At 64.7% G+C, this 14,412-nt stretch carries 13 protein-coding genes; 4 read left to right on the top strand and 9 right to left on the bottom strand.

Going from position 1 to position 14,412, the window contains the following annotated elements; translation table 11 throughout:
* Positions 1-27: 27 nt before the first annotated feature.
* On the bottom strand, positions 28-1,389 hold the full coding sequence (locus AC6H34_RS00785; RefSeq protein WP_497537597.1) for an MBL fold metallo-hydrolase: 1,362 nt from the start codon (positions 1,387-1,389) through the stop codon (positions 28-30).
* The gene (locus AC6H34_RS00780; protein WP_497537596.1) at positions 1,371-3,272 is read right to left on the bottom strand and encodes a serine protease; all 1,902 of its coding nucleotides are present in this window, start codon (positions 3,270-3,272) and stop codon (positions 1,371-1,373) included. Before AC6H34_RS00780 ends, AC6H34_RS00785 begins: the two co-directional genes overlap by 19 nt.
* A gap of 380 nt (positions 3,273-3,652) precedes the next feature.
* Between AC6H34_RS00780 and AC6H34_RS00775 the strand changes: the two genes are divergently transcribed.
* A complete protein-coding gene (locus tag AC6H34_RS00775; RefSeq protein ID WP_448146616.1) occupies positions 3,653-4,591 on the top strand; it encodes a DUF6454 family protein in 939 nt (312 codons plus the stop codon).
* 31 nt (positions 4,592-4,622) lie between these two features.
* Here the strand turns inward: AC6H34_RS00775 and AC6H34_RS00770 are convergent, their stop codons facing one another.
* Positions 4,623-5,102 carry a hypothetical protein gene (locus AC6H34_RS00770; protein ID WP_497537595.1) on the bottom strand — a complete coding sequence of 160 codons (480 nt, stop codon included), beginning with the start codon at positions 5,100-5,102 and terminating at the stop codon, positions 4,623-4,625.
* Positions 5,103-5,354: 252 nt separating this feature from the next.
* Between AC6H34_RS00770 and AC6H34_RS00765 the strand changes: the two genes are divergently transcribed.
* Positions 5,355-5,774 (top strand): hypothetical protein, encoded by a 420-nt coding sequence (locus tag AC6H34_RS00765; protein WP_448146618.1) that lies wholly within the window; start codon positions 5,355-5,357, stop codon positions 5,772-5,774.
* A gap of 8 nt (positions 5,775-5,782) precedes the next feature.
* Positions 5,783-6,256 carry a hypothetical protein gene (locus AC6H34_RS00760; protein WP_497537594.1) on the top strand — a complete coding sequence of 158 codons (474 nt, stop codon included), beginning with the start codon at positions 5,783-5,785 and terminating at the stop codon, positions 6,254-6,256.
* A 58-nt stretch (positions 6,257-6,314) separates the two neighbouring features.
* Here the strand turns inward: AC6H34_RS00760 and AC6H34_RS00755 are convergent, their stop codons facing one another.
* Together AC6H34_RS00755 and AC6H34_RS00750 are read right to left on the bottom strand one after the other, a co-directional pair.
* Complete coding sequence (locus AC6H34_RS00755; protein WP_497537593.1) at positions 6,315-6,908, bottom strand: hypothetical protein; 594 nt, start codon at positions 6,906-6,908, stop codon at positions 6,315-6,317.
* A gap of 182 nt (positions 6,909-7,090) precedes the next feature.
* Positions 7,091-7,906 carry an outer membrane protein gene (locus tag AC6H34_RS00750; RefSeq protein ID WP_497537592.1) on the bottom strand — a complete coding sequence of 272 codons (816 nt, stop codon included), beginning with the start codon at positions 7,904-7,906 and terminating at the stop codon, positions 7,091-7,093.
* An 801-nt stretch (positions 7,907-8,707) separates the two neighbouring features.
* Here AC6H34_RS00750 and AC6H34_RS00745 point away from each other — a divergent pair.
* Positions 8,708-9,916 carry a multidrug effflux MFS transporter gene (locus AC6H34_RS00745; protein ID WP_497537591.1) on the top strand — a complete coding sequence of 403 codons (1,209 nt, stop codon included), beginning with the start codon at positions 8,708-8,710 and terminating at the stop codon, positions 9,914-9,916.
* Between the two features lie 19 nt (positions 9,917-9,935).
* Here the strand turns inward: AC6H34_RS00745 and AC6H34_RS00740 are convergent, their stop codons facing one another.
* The 4 genes from AC6H34_RS00740 to AC6H34_RS00725 all read right to left on the bottom strand — a co-directional run bounded on the left by AC6H34_RS00740 (position 9,936) and on the right by AC6H34_RS00725 (position 13,981).
* On the bottom strand, positions 9,936-11,648 hold the full coding sequence (locus AC6H34_RS00740) for a GMC oxidoreductase (RefSeq protein WP_497537590.1): 1,713 nt from the start codon (positions 11,646-11,648) through the stop codon (positions 9,936-9,938).
* A 477-nt stretch (positions 11,649-12,125) separates the two neighbouring features.
* Positions 12,126-12,419, bottom strand: a complete 294-nt coding sequence (locus AC6H34_RS00735; RefSeq protein ID WP_448146624.1) for a GYD domain-containing protein — start codon at positions 12,417-12,419, stop codon at positions 12,126-12,128.
* 351 nt (positions 12,420-12,770) lie between these two features.
* Complete coding sequence (locus AC6H34_RS00730; protein ID WP_448146625.1) at positions 12,771-13,553, bottom strand: lytic murein transglycosylase; 783 nt, start codon at positions 13,551-13,553, stop codon at positions 12,771-12,773.
* Between the two features lie 188 nt (positions 13,554-13,741).
* On the bottom strand, positions 13,742-13,981 hold the full coding sequence (locus tag AC6H34_RS00725; protein ID WP_497537589.1) for a hypothetical protein: 240 nt from the start codon (positions 13,979-13,981) through the stop codon (positions 13,742-13,744).
* Between the last annotated feature and the right edge of the window lie 431 nt (positions 13,982-14,412).

Genomic DNA, 14,412 nt, shown 5'->3' with positions numbered 1-14,412 from the left:
TCGCGCGCCACGGTCCGGTTCCTCCGTCTACACTTCGATGTCCACATAACCGGGACCCTTGAGCGCACGCTCGAAATCGGTCCTTAGCGGCTGAGGGGTGCCGAACCAGGGTTCCTCCAGCGACCTGAAGCGCGACTGCGCGAGGATATCCGTGCCGTCGCTGGCGAAGAGGTCCTTGTAGTTGCGCGTGCCCCGCACCCTCCTGCCGATCTCCACCAGCAACGCGCAGCGCGGGATGGGCTTGTACTTGCCTCTCTCGGTCGACACCACGGCCTGGGCGGCAGGGGGCGCACCGTCCGCCGGCAATGGCAGGATGGCATCGAGGATATCGGCCGCCTCCGTCCTGGGGGCCTCCCCGTTGTCCTTCCAGGGAGTGGCGTTCTCGCTGCCGTGGTGGCCGATCTTCAGGAAGTCCACGCCGTCCTGAAGAAGGGCGCGGCGCTTGTTCCACATCACGTTCCACGAGCCGTTGGACTTGCCCTCGGCGAAACGCGTATCCCATTCGGCGTCGCCGACGAATAGCAGCCGCTTGCCCTGCCATTCGATGCGCAACACCACGCTCGTATTGTTTGTGACCTTGCTGGAGAGTTCCGCGAAGGCGAGGGCGCCCGACATCATGTTGGAACGCAGCTGGCGGAAGTCCGAAGCGCTGATGTTGCCCGGCAGTGCGGGTTCGGCGAAGGAGCTGGTCAACCTGGCGGCGAAGTCCTCAGCCGAGGGCGCGGCGGCGGCGAGCCGCTGGAGGGTGGGATCGGCTTCCTTGCCCAGGTAGTAGTGGTCGATATCGAACTCGGGCGCGAGGACGCGGATGGTAGCCCCCGCGAGGCCCAGCTTGAGCTCGGGATCGTCGCTGCTCTGTCCCGCATGGACGTAGGTGGGCTGGATGCCGCTGGCCTGCGGAAGCGAGACGCGCAGGGCCTCCATGGCGCCGTCATTGTCGATGGAGAAGGAAGAGACCAGGTTCTCCAGTTCCGGGCTGAGGGCCAGGCCAAGTTCGGCCACGCCGCGCATCGCCGCCGAGGCGAAGGCGTGGAGGCTGCGTGTCTTCCCCGCCTTGGGATGATTGGGGTCCATGGCGGCGTTCATCCAGATCGCGCCGATGCGGAAGGGCGCGAAGAGCTTGGGATCGAAGCCGGCGATGTGATCCTTGTGTTCGTGGGTGACGACGATGAGATCGAGCCTCTTCCGCCCGTCGCCCGCATCGGGCAGGATCTCCGCCAGATGCTTCAGGGCCGTCTCCAGATAGGCCATGCCGCTCCAGGAGCCGCAGTCGACCAGCATGTGGAAGTCGTCGGACCTGCCATCGGCCTGCCTGGCACCCGGGATGCGGCAATAGATGCAATCGCCCAGGCCGACATCGAAGGCGCGGATCAGGAGCTTATCTGCCATTGGCGCTCTCCCAGCTTTTCATCGTCGTCATGGTCGTGGATGGCGAAGTGCGGGCTGAGTTCGAAGCGCAGCAGCCCATCGACCTCGCGCGCCGTCAGCGGCGGGATGTTCTTCTCTATGAGGCCGAGGCCGCTGGTGACGCCGTCTCCCACCAATCCCGCCCTGATGCGCAGCGCAAGTGCACCAAGATAGTCGCGGCGCCTCGCCCTGCCGGTCTCAAGCTCGGCCTTCCATTTGGCCGTATGTCCTTCCTCGGCTCCGTCGAAGCTCTCCGAGCCGGGCTTGCGCGCCCAGGCCAGGATATTGCCGTTCTCATTGAAGGCGAGCGTGCCGCCGCAGAGCAGGCTGGTGGTCTGCCCCTGGAAACGCCCGAACTGGGGATCGCTGAGCGGCAGGTCCTCGCGCCAGACATACTGGATCAGGATCTGCCGGGGCTGGCGCTGGCCATAGCGATCGTATTTCTCGGCGGTGAACACGTCGGACACGATGATGTCGGCGCGGCGGGGAATGAAGAGCTTTGCCCTGTTGTCGTCGAGGAAGCGGTAGGCGGATGCGCGCGACGTCGCGAGCTGCCTGACATCGTGGAAGACGTCGACGTCCAGCCGCTCGAACACCACCGCGGGCCTGAGCAGCACTTCCCTGTCGGCCTCATCGAGGATGCCCCGCCTGATGAAGATCTCGACCATCTGCGCGCGGTAGCCCTGCGGATCGGTGGGGTTGTTGATCTGCTCGGTTCGCAGGACCGCCAGCGCGTAGTCGCGGAAGGTGACTTCGACGGGCGGCAGCAGGTCCAGCGGCTGGATCGCCATCACCTGCATGCGCTGGATGGTCCACCAGAAGGCATCGGCAGCGCCGACCTTGCGCTGTTCGCCGGTGGCGGGATCGTCCGAACGCTGGAAGTACTGCTGCGAGATGGCGATCAAGATGTCGAACATCGCGCCGGTCATCACCTGGGACAGGCGGTGCGGCTCCCGGTCGCCTTCCAGGTCCTTCATGGTGAGGTTGTTGGTGGCGCTGCGCAGGTAGGGACGGTCCTGGGTCGCCTTGCCGAACTGGGGCGCGATGTTCGAGAGCATGCTCTGGCCGCTGAGGTCGGTGCCGATCTGTGCGATGAGTTCCTTGCGGAACGAGTTGTTGCGGAAGACCAGCAGGATGGCCGTGAGATCGCCCATGAATTCGTGGAAGGCGGCGGTCTGCGGCGAAACAGCCTCGAGATAGTATGGGCGGATGCCGTCCAGCACCGCATGTCCGAATTCATGGCTCACGATATCCGTGGACAGGCAGGTCTGCACGCGTTGGCCCGTCTCGGCATCGTCGAAATAATAGAACTGCAGGGACTTGCTCTTGCGGTCGTAATAGGCGTTCTGCCCGTAGCCCGCATGGGGAACGATGATCAGCCTGTTGCCCTCGAAGCCCCAGAGGATGCGGCGGCCCAGCGCCCAACTGCTTTCGAAGAAATCGAGGGCGTTCTGTGCCACCGCCCAGGCGCTGACCTGGTGGAACTGCATCTTATCCTTCGCGCCCTGGTCCAGCTTGCTGCCTTTGTAGTAGAAGGCGTTTTCCTTTGGTTTCCATTCCGCGGGGTCGTTCAGCGTTCCGGTGCCGCCGTCGAAATCGACCACGGCGAAGCGTGCGCTGGTGGGCCCGCTGGTGATGCCGGGCTCCCACGGAACCCGGAAATCGGTGTCCATTTCCTCGCCGGGCAGCTTCGTCTGCAGGCTCGGATCCTTGAAATAGACGTGGAAGGGGATGCGCAGATTGAGGTTTTCCAGCGTCTCCCGGCCGAGGAAGCGGGCGGTGGCATAAAGAGCCCTCCGATCCTCGCTGCCCAGGCGGACGCCCGGCGTGCTCGCATTCTTCCCGGTATCGGCCTTCTGATCCATGTGCACCCCCCCGTGTTCGGCCCGCGGTTTCAGGTCGGCAGACGGAATTCCGTGATCCGCCCACATTGAATATGCGTACCGTCGTACGAATTGAGCGTGACATTGGTAGTTATTCGCGTAGATCTGGTGATTTTTTGTTTTATTTTTAAGTATAGCAAATTATTCCAGTGCTTCAAACAATATATGTAAATCATATAATTATCTCATGTTGCATAATTGGTAACACTCGCAACTAATGTGGATTAAGTGTCCTTCCCGGATTGGGATGGGGGCGCTGGAGGTCGGTATTCGATGCTTTGCCTCCCGGGAGGTCGTCACGGCACGGGTCACATGGCTGTCAACCTACCGCCCTAAGGGGGAACAACCCTGGGAGGTCGCCGATGATCGTGAGAACTCTTGCCGCACTCATGCTTCTCCTGGCCGGCGTGCTGCCGGTTGCGGCCGGGGAGGGAGGCGTGGCCGAGCGGGTGATGAAACTCACCCGCGGTACCGTGTGGAAACAGGTGGCGGCCATCCCCATAGCCTTCCCGACCTTTCATCCGCAGGGCATGGTGAGGATCGGGGAGGATTTCTTCGTCTCCTCGGTCAACATCATCAAGCCGACCACGAAATATGATGCGCCGCGGAACGGGCTGGACCGTGACGCCGGCGAGGGCGAGGGGCATCTGTTCAAGTTCGGCAAAGATGGTCGGCTGCTCGCCGACCTTGAGCTGGGCGAGGGGAGCATCTATCATCCCGGCGGCATCGACTATGACGGCAGGTATCTGTGGGTTCCCGCGGCCGAATACAGGCCCAACAGCCAGTCGATCATCTATCGGGTCGACCCAGCCACGATGCAGGCCACGGAGGTCTTCCGCTTCAACGACCATATCGGCGGCATCGTGCATGACACCGGCAGCAATACGCTGCATGGCGTCAGCTGGGGTTCCCGCCGCTTCTATGCATGGCCGCTTGGCGCCGATGGCAAGGTCGTCCATGCGGACGCGAAGCCGGAGGCGCTGCGCGTTTTGAATCCCGCCCAATACATAGATTACCAGGACTGCCATTTCGTCGGCGGCAGCCGGATGCTCTGCTCGGGCCTCAACGCCTATCGCACCGCGCCGGATGCACCGCAATTCCGCCTGGGCGGGCTCGAACTCGTCGATCTCCGGGACAACCGCCCGCTCTGGCAGGTGCCGCTCGAACTGTGGGCGCCTTCGGGCCTGCCCATGACCCAGAACCCGGCCTTCATCGAGGCAACGGCAGGCGGTCTGCGGGGATATTTCATGCCCGACGACGACAAGTCGACCCTCTTCATCTATGAGGCGGCGACGCCGTGATGGCTCGACGTCGCGGCTCGCCGCGAGGCGGTCACAGCCCTGCGGCGGCCATGATCACATAGGCTTCGCCGCCCTTGCGGTCGTGGCGCAGCACATAAGTCTGGCCGCGCAGCGTGACCTTGATGGGGTCCGCACCGGCGAGGCTGGCGGCGGAGACGCCGGCTGCCTGCGCGACCACGCTGCGGAACTGTTCCGCGACATCCGGGCCGGGACTGCTCTCGGCCGTGACCGCGCACTCCTTTCGACCGCGCACCTGCAACGAAAAGGCACCGTCCGGCGCCATGCCGACCGTACTGGCGCCGAGATCCATCTGCGGCTTCACGCCATATTTCTTCGCCGCGGCCATGGCCTTCTCGAAGGAAGGGGCGGTGGCGAGGCAGGCGTCGCGAAACAGCAGGACCGCCTTGTCGGTGACGGGCTGGGCCGGGGCCGGGAAGGACTGGAGCAGAGCGATCGCCAGCGCGGGCAGCAGGGCTCTTTCGAAGCGGGAAACCTTTGGCGGGTTGGACATGGGGATGGCTTGATCCTGTTGCGTTTGCCAGAACCTAGACGCCGCCGACGGGAAGGGCAAAGGGCGGCGGGCGCCTGCGCACAGCCTCGTGCCGCTCATCCCCGCCGCCATGGAACGGGTGGATCCATCGATATTTGCCTATTCTTTGTTTTCTAGAAAGAAAACTATAAAACATTGGGGTATGAAGAAAATCATTATTGACAAATATTTTGATTATGCTCGGATGCACCCGTCATAGGGGGAATGGCAATCATGACAAGGCTGGCAGTTTTTTCGCTCCTCGTGGCCTGCGCCGCGACAACGGCGCTCGCACTCGCGGACAGCGCCTCGGCGGGGAGCCTCACGCGTACCGCCGCTCGAGGCAAGGCGACCGTCATGGTGCCGCTGTTCGCCTGGACGCCCGAGACCTGTGCGATCTATCCGGTCCAGGACGTCAAGATCGAGCAGGCACCGCAGCACGGCACCGTTTCCATCTCCAAGGCCGGCGTCAAGCTGCCCGCGTCCTTCGGCGTCTGCGCGGGAACCGCCGTCAACATGCCCTGGGTCGTCTATCAGTCGGCGGGCAATTACAGCGGGACCGACCATTTCACCGTCTCCTGGCGCTCCTACGCGACGACGCTGGAAAATACGAGCCGTTACCAGGCCTATGATGTGGCGGTGACGGTTAAGTAGGAGCCGCGATGAATGCGCCCGTGCCGCGGCATCGGTGCCGCCTCGATGTCTTCGCCGACTATCATCAGTTCTATCTGTGGGACCCCGACCTCTCCGACCGCCAGCCGCCGCCCACGTGGACCGACGAGGACGTGACCAATCGTGCCAAGGCTGCGGGAGGCGCGGTGGTGATCTGTCCCGTGCGTAACATGAACGTGCCGGTCGAGCTTGGCATCTGGGATGGGGAGCCGGCCCTCGACACCGTTCAGTGGCAACATATCGTGGAGGCGCCGCTCGTCAGCACCGGGATGATCGAACTGCACGAATGCACCGGCGGCGCCCTGGCTGCCTTCAGCGTGGAGGCAGGCGACTTTACGGTCCGCGCCCTCTATCGCGGCCTCGACACTCTATCCGAGGATGGGCTGGCTGGAGGGGATCACTATGAGGTGCAGATCTGGCGGGCGCGCTGCCCGGCACTCACGGTGGTGAAGCGGTGGCCGTGAGCATCCGGACCGAGGCGCGGCGTTCCGCAGCGCGAATGACGGCAAGCGAGCGTCGGACCTATCGCTTGCAGCGCCAGAAGCGATGCCCATCCCTCGTATAGTAGACGCGGGTGCAACTGGCGGCGCTGACCGAGTTGCGCGCAGGCGGCGCCCGGTCGGTGTTGGCCGGCCTTTCCGGCGGTACCGGCGGTGGAGAACCCGTCGAAGCCATGGCTCCGGTACCCGCCTCGTCGGTGCCGGCGGCGCCCGCTTCACCCGTGCCCGAGGCGACAGGCGGCTGCTCCGTTTGTGCCGCCGCCCCGGGTTCGCCAGCATCGGCCGGATCGAGCGGCAACAGGCGCTGCAGGGCCTCGACGCGAGGCGTGACCACGGCTGCGATCTTGTCGAGGTCCGCCTGGCTGCAGGCCACCGATGCGATGTTCTCCAGCGCCGTCATCTGGCCGATCGCGATCGACGCCTGCACCGGCGTCACCGACAGCGGGCCGCGCTCGATGCGCATCACGCCGAGATTGGCGGAGACGAGGGCGCGCTTGACCGCGCTACAGGTCACCTCGTCGGCGGAAGCGGCGCCCGGAAGCATCCATAGCAGGCCCAGTGACAGAGCGACGACGGTCCTCGACAGAGATCGCTCCGCGCTTCCGTAAGGGTTCATGCTGTTCTCCGCCCTCTTGGGGCCGCTACTATACTCGGCTATGTTTCGCGAGGCCAGAGAGGTGGAGAGGCGGGGAGTCCCCGTGGCCGAGGCTGCTTCCCGCAGGGACGTCCCGTTATCACGCCCCGTCGAAGGCCGGGGCGGCGCAGTCCAGCCACGGGGAGCAGGCCGTCACTTGCCGTTCAAAAGCGACGGCTCAAGGTCAACTCGATATCCTGGCTGTTGAAGTTGCCGGAGGCGTGGGAAAGACTGCGAAAGTTGTCGATATGCATCCGGGACCAATCGTAGTGATACTCCAGCCCGGTCGCCCATTGCTCGTCAATCTTGTACTCGATGCCGGCTTTCAGATCGGCTCCCCAGGTCACGACGTTCTCATCGATCCGCGGCCCGAAGACGCCGACAGGATCGAAGGCCGTAATGCCGGAATGGCCGGTTCCGGAAATATGCCAAATGAACATGGCTGGACCCGCTCCGACGTAGGGCGTGATCCTTCCCCAGCCGCCGTAGCGCGCGATGCCGTCCACTGCCAGGCGGAAGACGCCGGATCTCGCCGGCAGCTGCTCTTCCGTCACGCTCGGCGTGCCGATCAGATCGACGAACCCCGGATGGGTGAGCGTGACAGGCTGGTGCTTGAATTCGGGCCTGGAATAGGACAAGGCCGCCTCCAGCCCGAACCACGGAGTGTTCTCGAAGAAATGTCCAAGCCGGAATCCCAGGATGGGCGTCGATCCCAGGCTGAGATCGGTTAGGGAGGCGCCGCGCAGCAATGGAAAGCCACCAATGGGATCTGGAGGATCGGGGTAATTGGTATTCTCGTTTCCCTTGACGCCCGTCACTTTCGCATCGAAGCCATAGCCGATGCTGCCGCCGAAATAATTCTCCGCGAGCGATGCGCCACCAAGGCCGCACCAGATGCCGAAACCGATCATGAGATGTGTGACGACGGCGGCTGGGCGTCCGACCACTGAAAACATCGCAAGCCACCGTTTCGCAAGCATGGCCGAATTCCGGCATCATGCGCGAAGGTAGGTGGCATGAGTTAGGCGGAAATTAGATCGCACGCCCGAGCGACCGACGTTCCAGTTCTCTCGTCCGCCTGTGGCAAGCCGCGCCACTTGCGGCATCTCTCCCGCTCTTTCGCATTGCGGCGGCGTGCGCCATTGGATCGGTCGGCCCGGCAACTGCGGGGGGCAGTTGAGCCGGGCCTGGCCGCTGGGCGGAACGGCGAAGTAGCCCGCGGTTGCAGGGCCGATAGCACAGGATTTGGACAGCAGAATTAGGGAGGCCCGCCACATGCCGGCCAGGGAGGCAGGTCTCCTGGCGATGCCGGCCGAGGCCGTCATCTGTTCCGTGCAATTTGCGTCCACATGATCCAACCCAGGAGAAACGCACCAAGGCCGATGCCGGCAAACATCGCCACGCGGGCAGTAGCCAAGGCCACGATGATTGAAACCAGGACACTTATCAGGGCGTTAAGGATGCTCGACAAAAGTCACAACCATTGAATCATGAACCCGGCTCCAGGATATTGGGCCAGGATGTGAGCGACTATATGCCAGGGACTGGCCTGAAGTTTGTCCAACATCTGGAAGGTTCCCTTCCAACTCCGCCTGCATCGCCGCTGCGCTGCGCCGCTCCCCAATCTGGTCCTCCAGCGGTCGGGGAGGGAGCCCATATGAGCAAGGCCACGGCAGCGGCCCGTCACGAAAACGAGTACGAACGATGCGATATCGATTTGAGATATGCCCATTGAAACAAAAGGTTGGGAATAACGAACCAACCCGCGCCGGGGGTTCGTCATGACCGATACGACCACCCGTGCTCCCGTGGTGGGCAGACTGGGGCGCAAGGAGTTCATCGCGCTCGTCGCCGGCCTCGTCGCCGTCAATGCCTTCGCGATCGACATCATGCTGCCCGGCCTGCAGCAGATCGGCGCGAGCCTCGGGGAGGCCGATCCCAACCGCCGGCAGCTCGTGATTCCCGCCTACCTGCTCGGCTTCGGTCTGCTTCAGCTCGTCTTCGGACCGCTGTCGGACCGCTTCGGCCGGCGCGGCCCCCTCCTGGTAGGGCTGGGCGTCTATTGCGTTGCGGCGCTCTGCGCCTTCATGACCACCGATTTCGACGCGCTGATCGCCCTGCGCCTCGTGCAGGGCGGCGGTGCAGCGGCTTCCGCCGTGATCGCCACGGCGCTGGTGCGCGACGTCTTCGCCGGCAACGAGATGGCGAGGATCATGTCGCTGGTTTTTACCGTGCTGATGCTTTCGCCGATCCTGGCGCCCTCGCTCGGCCAGGGCCTGATGACGGTGATGGACTGGCGCGGCCTGTTCGGCTTCATGGCCGGACTCGGCCTGATCGTCATCGCCTGGGTCTGGTGGCGCCTGCCGGAAACGCTCCAGCCCGGGCACCGCCGGCCCCTCAGCCTGCGCTCGGTGCTGGAAGGCTTCGGCATCGTCTTCGCCAACAGGGTTTCGCTCGCCTATATCGTCGGCATGGCGGCCCTGTTCGGGGCGTTGATGGGCTTCCTGAATTCCTCGCAGCAGATCTACCGCGACGTCTTCGGCATCGAGACGCTGTTTCCGCTCTTCTTCGCCGGCGGTGCCGCGTTCTCGGCACTGGGCGGGGTGGTCAATGCGGCCCTGGTCAACCGCTTCGGCATGCGGGGCATCGCCTGGGTAGCGCTCGCGGTATTCGGTGCGGCCGCCCTGACGATCCTCGTCGCCGCACTCCTGCACGCGCTGCCGCTCTGGCTGTTCTTTTCGCTCAGCGCCGCGCAATTCCTGGTCTTCAGCATGATCCTGTCGAATTTCGGCGCGCTTGCGATGGAGCCGCTGGGCGAAGTGGCGGGCACGGCCGCCTCGACCCAGGGCTTCCTGCAGATGGTGCCCGGCGCGGCCATCGGCATTCTCATCGGCCAGATGTTCGACGGAACGGTGGTACCCATGGCGATCGGCCACGTCGCCATGGCGACCCTCACGGCGCTGTGCCTGGTCACCATGGCCCGGCGCTGAGGGCGGATGTCGGCCGGCGTCACTCCGGCACTCCGCTCCGCTGGAGTCGGAATGGTGCCGCCGTGCGGTCAGGGGCTTCGCTTCCCGCGCCGTCAAGGGCCGCCAGCCGGCTCTTCAGGTGGTCCGCGAGGCGGAGCGTCAAGGCGATGATGGTGAGGGTCGGATTGGCATGGCCGCCTGTCGCGAAGACGGAACTGCCCGCCATGTAGAGATTGGAAACCCCGAAAACCCGGGCATTCTCGTCGACGACTCCGGTCTCGGGCGTCGCCGCCATCCGGGTGGTGCCGATCAGATGGTAGTTGCTGGCGAGATGCTCCTCCCGGACGGGTTCGCCGCTCGTCAGCCAGGGCGCCAGCCGCGCCGCTCCATATCCCAGGCGGCCGAGTTCGCCGGCGATGGCCTCCGCGAACTTGCGGGCGGTGGTCCGCTCGGTTTCCGAGATGCGCCAGTCGACCACCGTGCGCGGCACGCCCAGGGGATCGCGCTCGGCGGACAGGGTGACCCGGCTTTCGGATTGGGGTTCCTGCTCCAGGTCCGCGACGACGCTGATCGTGCCGCCGGGAAACAGCGGCTGGCGCCCGGCGACCTGTTTCGTCCAGGTCACGGCGAGCATCGGGAAGATGCCGAGGATGAGCCGTCCGACATCCCTGAGCGCGCCGGGATAGATATAGTAGCGGCCCTTCACGGCATTGCGCAGCCGTCTGCCGGCGCTCCAGGACGAGGAGCTGTAATGCATGCCCGCGCTGGCATTCAGCAGCCCGTGGCGGCGCTGGGCCTGCTCGGACAGGGCGAAGCCGAGCTGATAGTGGGCCGCATCGGCGCCATTGCCCGAGAATTCGTTGAAGTCGTGCTGCAGGCGCAGCGATTGGGCCCTGCCGGTCTCGAGGGTGAGAATGGTGCCGCGCGGATGCTGGCTGAAATAGCGCCCGATATTGTCCCCGCCGGGCAGGCCGCCTGCCAGCTTCGTGTTGAGGTTGAGCAGGATCCTCGCATTCTCGATGCCGCTGCAGCAGACCACGAACAGCCTTGCGCCGACCTCCAGGCTTCGCCCGTTGAGAGCCTTGAAACGGGCAGTGCGGATCGCGCCGTCCTCGGCCGCCGGATCGAGATCGACGAGGTTGGCGTGCAGGACGACGCTGACGTCGCGGGCCTGGCGCAGGGTCGCGCGGCAGGCGGCACCCCAGTCATAGCTTCGGCGCGGACCGAGCCTCAGGCGGCGCGACACCCAGCCTTTCCTCTCCGGCGGCGCGAAACGCCAGACATAGGGCGTGATGTCGGTGCTTTCGAAGTGGGGAAGCGTCCGGCCGGCCAAGGCCAGCGTGCTTTCGTCGTCCAGCCATGGCCCGTCGAAATTGAGGGCCTTCCGGGCCCTGTCGTAATAGCGCCCCACGTCATCCAGGGCGATCGGCCAGGATGCGTTGGGTATCCAGCCGCGCGTCTCGAAGTCGATGGGATCCATCATGGCGGAGCGGCCGCCCCAACGCGTCGCCGAGCCGCCGAAGATCCTGTGCCGTCCTTCCGTCAGCCAGACGGGATGGCCGATGCTGGTGCCCTCATAGAGGCGCTGCGTCCGCCCCTCGTCCCGGAGGCCGCCGGATTCGGCGAGGCAGATGGTCAGGCCCAGGCTCATCAGCTCCGTCGCCAGCGTAATGCCCGCCGGCCCCGCGCCGACGATGCAGATGTCGGCGGACAGGTGCTTCAGCCCATCGTCACGTTCGAGGTCAAGGAACATGGCGAAGCCTTCGCGAGGCCGGCATCGGGTTGCCGGTGTCCGGGACGAAGCGGGCCGCCCGGTGCGCCTCATCGAGGCTGCGGGGGAGGGGGCGCACGCCATCGCGCGTCATCGACCACGCGTCCGGTTCTGGAAAGTCCCGGCCGGCGAAGTCTGCTCCGTGGACAGGCGCAGTCGGTAATTTCGGGCCGGATGCTCCCCGATGAACAGGGTCCGGCGGCCTGATGGCTAGAATATCGCCTGTAACCATTGTCCCCGACGCGGCGATTACAAACCGTAATAATTCTGCACGACTATGTCTACAGCTGTGACATCTTGCGGTCCAGCGATAGTTGCCCTGAGAATTATTGGAATTGTATCACCCGTCGCCGGCGGCGCCTGGCTTTCGACCTTCATGCGGGGCCAGCGCAGGAGCCTATGCCCCGATGGGGTCGGCCGGACGTCGCCGCTCGCGGCTCCGCCGGCCGGCTGTCGGCATCACGACATCTTGCCGATGATGCTCTTTATCTCGCTGGCGTCGAACGCCCTCAGCGTCTGGCTCCGGACATTGCCGAGGGACGCGATCGAAAGGTTGAGCGCGGTCATGGTGGCGTCGTCGGCAGCTTCGGCGATGATGACGACGTCATGGCAGCCCAGTGTCCAGAGCATGTGATTGACCTTAACGCCGGCTTTCTCCGCCGTGGCCTTGTAGGCATCGGCCCGCTTGGCCGTGTCACGGACGGCTTTGGCACCCTGATCCGTGAAATTTACGAGGACTACGAAATATGCCATTTCGACCTCCTGCCTCCGGAGGCGTGCGGGCGCATTCGGCGCATCCGCCGCTCCCGTGGTCGTTATAACACCGGGGCGGCGTGGCATGCCTGCGCAATCTGAAGATCGCGGCTAGTACATTCGGCGTAATACTCGAACCTTCGCGCATGAAATTCGAGATCGCGCGTAGTATCGCGGCGGTTTTCTCGCCCGGATCATTTCGGTCCGACTTCCGCCGAGCCGAAGCCCGGCTCGAACATCTCCTCGCTGCAAGGGCGTCTTCGTCATTCCTGCGCCGGCCGGCCAAATGCTCCGCAAGCGCGCCGCTCATACGAGCAACGCGCTCGCGCTCCGGTCGGAATTGGAGACGCCTTACTCGCCGTCGATGCGCTTGCCGATCAGGGCGATGGCCTGCTGGTAGACCGATGCGGCGTTCCAGCCCTGGATGGCGCCGAAATTTGCCTCGCCCGGCTGGTAGCCCCCGCCGGCCCGCCAGCCATGGGCCCTCAGGAAGTTGGCCGTCGACTTGAGCGCTCCCGCCGAGCTGTCCAGGTTGCCGACGCCATATTGCAGGACGTTCTTGGGCATGAACTGGGTCTGGCCGATTTCACCATGCATCGAGCTGCGCTCGCGCGGGGAGAGCGTACCCCGGTCGACGAGCTTCAGCGCGGCGTAGAGCTGGTCGGTGAAGAATTCCGGCCTGCGGCAGTCATAGGCGAGGGTGGCGACCGAGGACACCATGTCCTGGTTGCCATGCACCGCGCCGAAGCCGGTCTCCATGCCCCAGATGGCGAGGAGCGGGCCGGGCGGCACGCCATAGCTCTGCTCGATCGAGGCGAACAAGGCGGCGTTGGTTTGCTTCAGCTTCCTCCCGCGCGCGATGATGGTGGCGCCGCCGCGCTTGGCCATGAACTGGTCCAGCGACAGGCGGAAGCTCTTCATGCCGCGATCGGCCCGGATGGTTGCCGTAGCGTAGTTTGCACCCATCAGGGCGCCGATGCCCCTGGAACCGATGCCATTGGCCTGCGCCTCCTTGGCGAAGGACTGCTTCCAGGCCTCAAAACCGGAAGCATCGCGCCCGCATTGGGCAGCGGAAGCCTCCCCGGCGACGACAGACAGGGCCAGAGTGACCGCAGCAACAACCGCAATACGCATTTCGCCTCCCAGGACGCGGATTATTCTCGTGCAGATGAATACAACTGCGATGATTCAGCAAGTGAAAGACGATGACTTTTAGGACATCTGGTGCCGTGGGGAACTTATAGGGACAGTTTCTTAACTGAATCCACACTCGCCCAACGAATCCGATCGGAGGCCACCCGGCCGGCGATTGCCCGTTCAAGTCACGCAGACGCAGGGAAAGGGGGAACCCGGCACAGTAACGAGGGCTCGCCGGGTTCAAAGGAGACGGCAACGTGCTTCGCCTTGATCCGCCCAAGAACGCCGTAGCTTGAATCAATATTGAGAGTGATCCCGTCGCCGTCAGCTTCAAAGCTCAGCGTGAACAGGATTGTGGCCTCCCTGAATTCGAACAGTGCGCCCGAACCAGGCACACAGCGCCGCGCCGCCTTCCAGTTGGTCAATCGCGATCCCTGCCATCCGCATCTCCGGGCGGGGGCACGGGCGAGGGAGGGCCGGTACGGAAAGAGGAGGGGCATGCGGGCGATTTGGGCGTACGCTCACCGTGACGGAGGCCACGGCTTCGCCTTTCCGCGCCCTGACGGGCCGGAGCATGAGGAAGATCGGGGCGACCGGCGGCCGCAGATCCGGCCGCGAGTCCTGTATCCGTGGAGAGCTGGCTGCCTGTCGATGCGGCCGCCGTCGCCCCTTCCTTCACCCCTGGCCCGCGCGCCGACATCAACGCGGCAGGGCCGGGGCGTCGCTTCCATCGCCCGGGCGCCTCGACACTGGCGCGCCCTTGCGGGCTCACCGTCCGAGGACTTCCAGGCCGCCGGATGGAAGGCATGCCGGGGACGGGAGGGCGCGGCCCCTCTCATCCCAGCCATGCCGGCCG

The organism is Labrys sp. ALF-8 (genome assembly GCF_059699065.1).
This window is presented reverse-complemented; position numbering and strand designations above follow the sequence as displayed.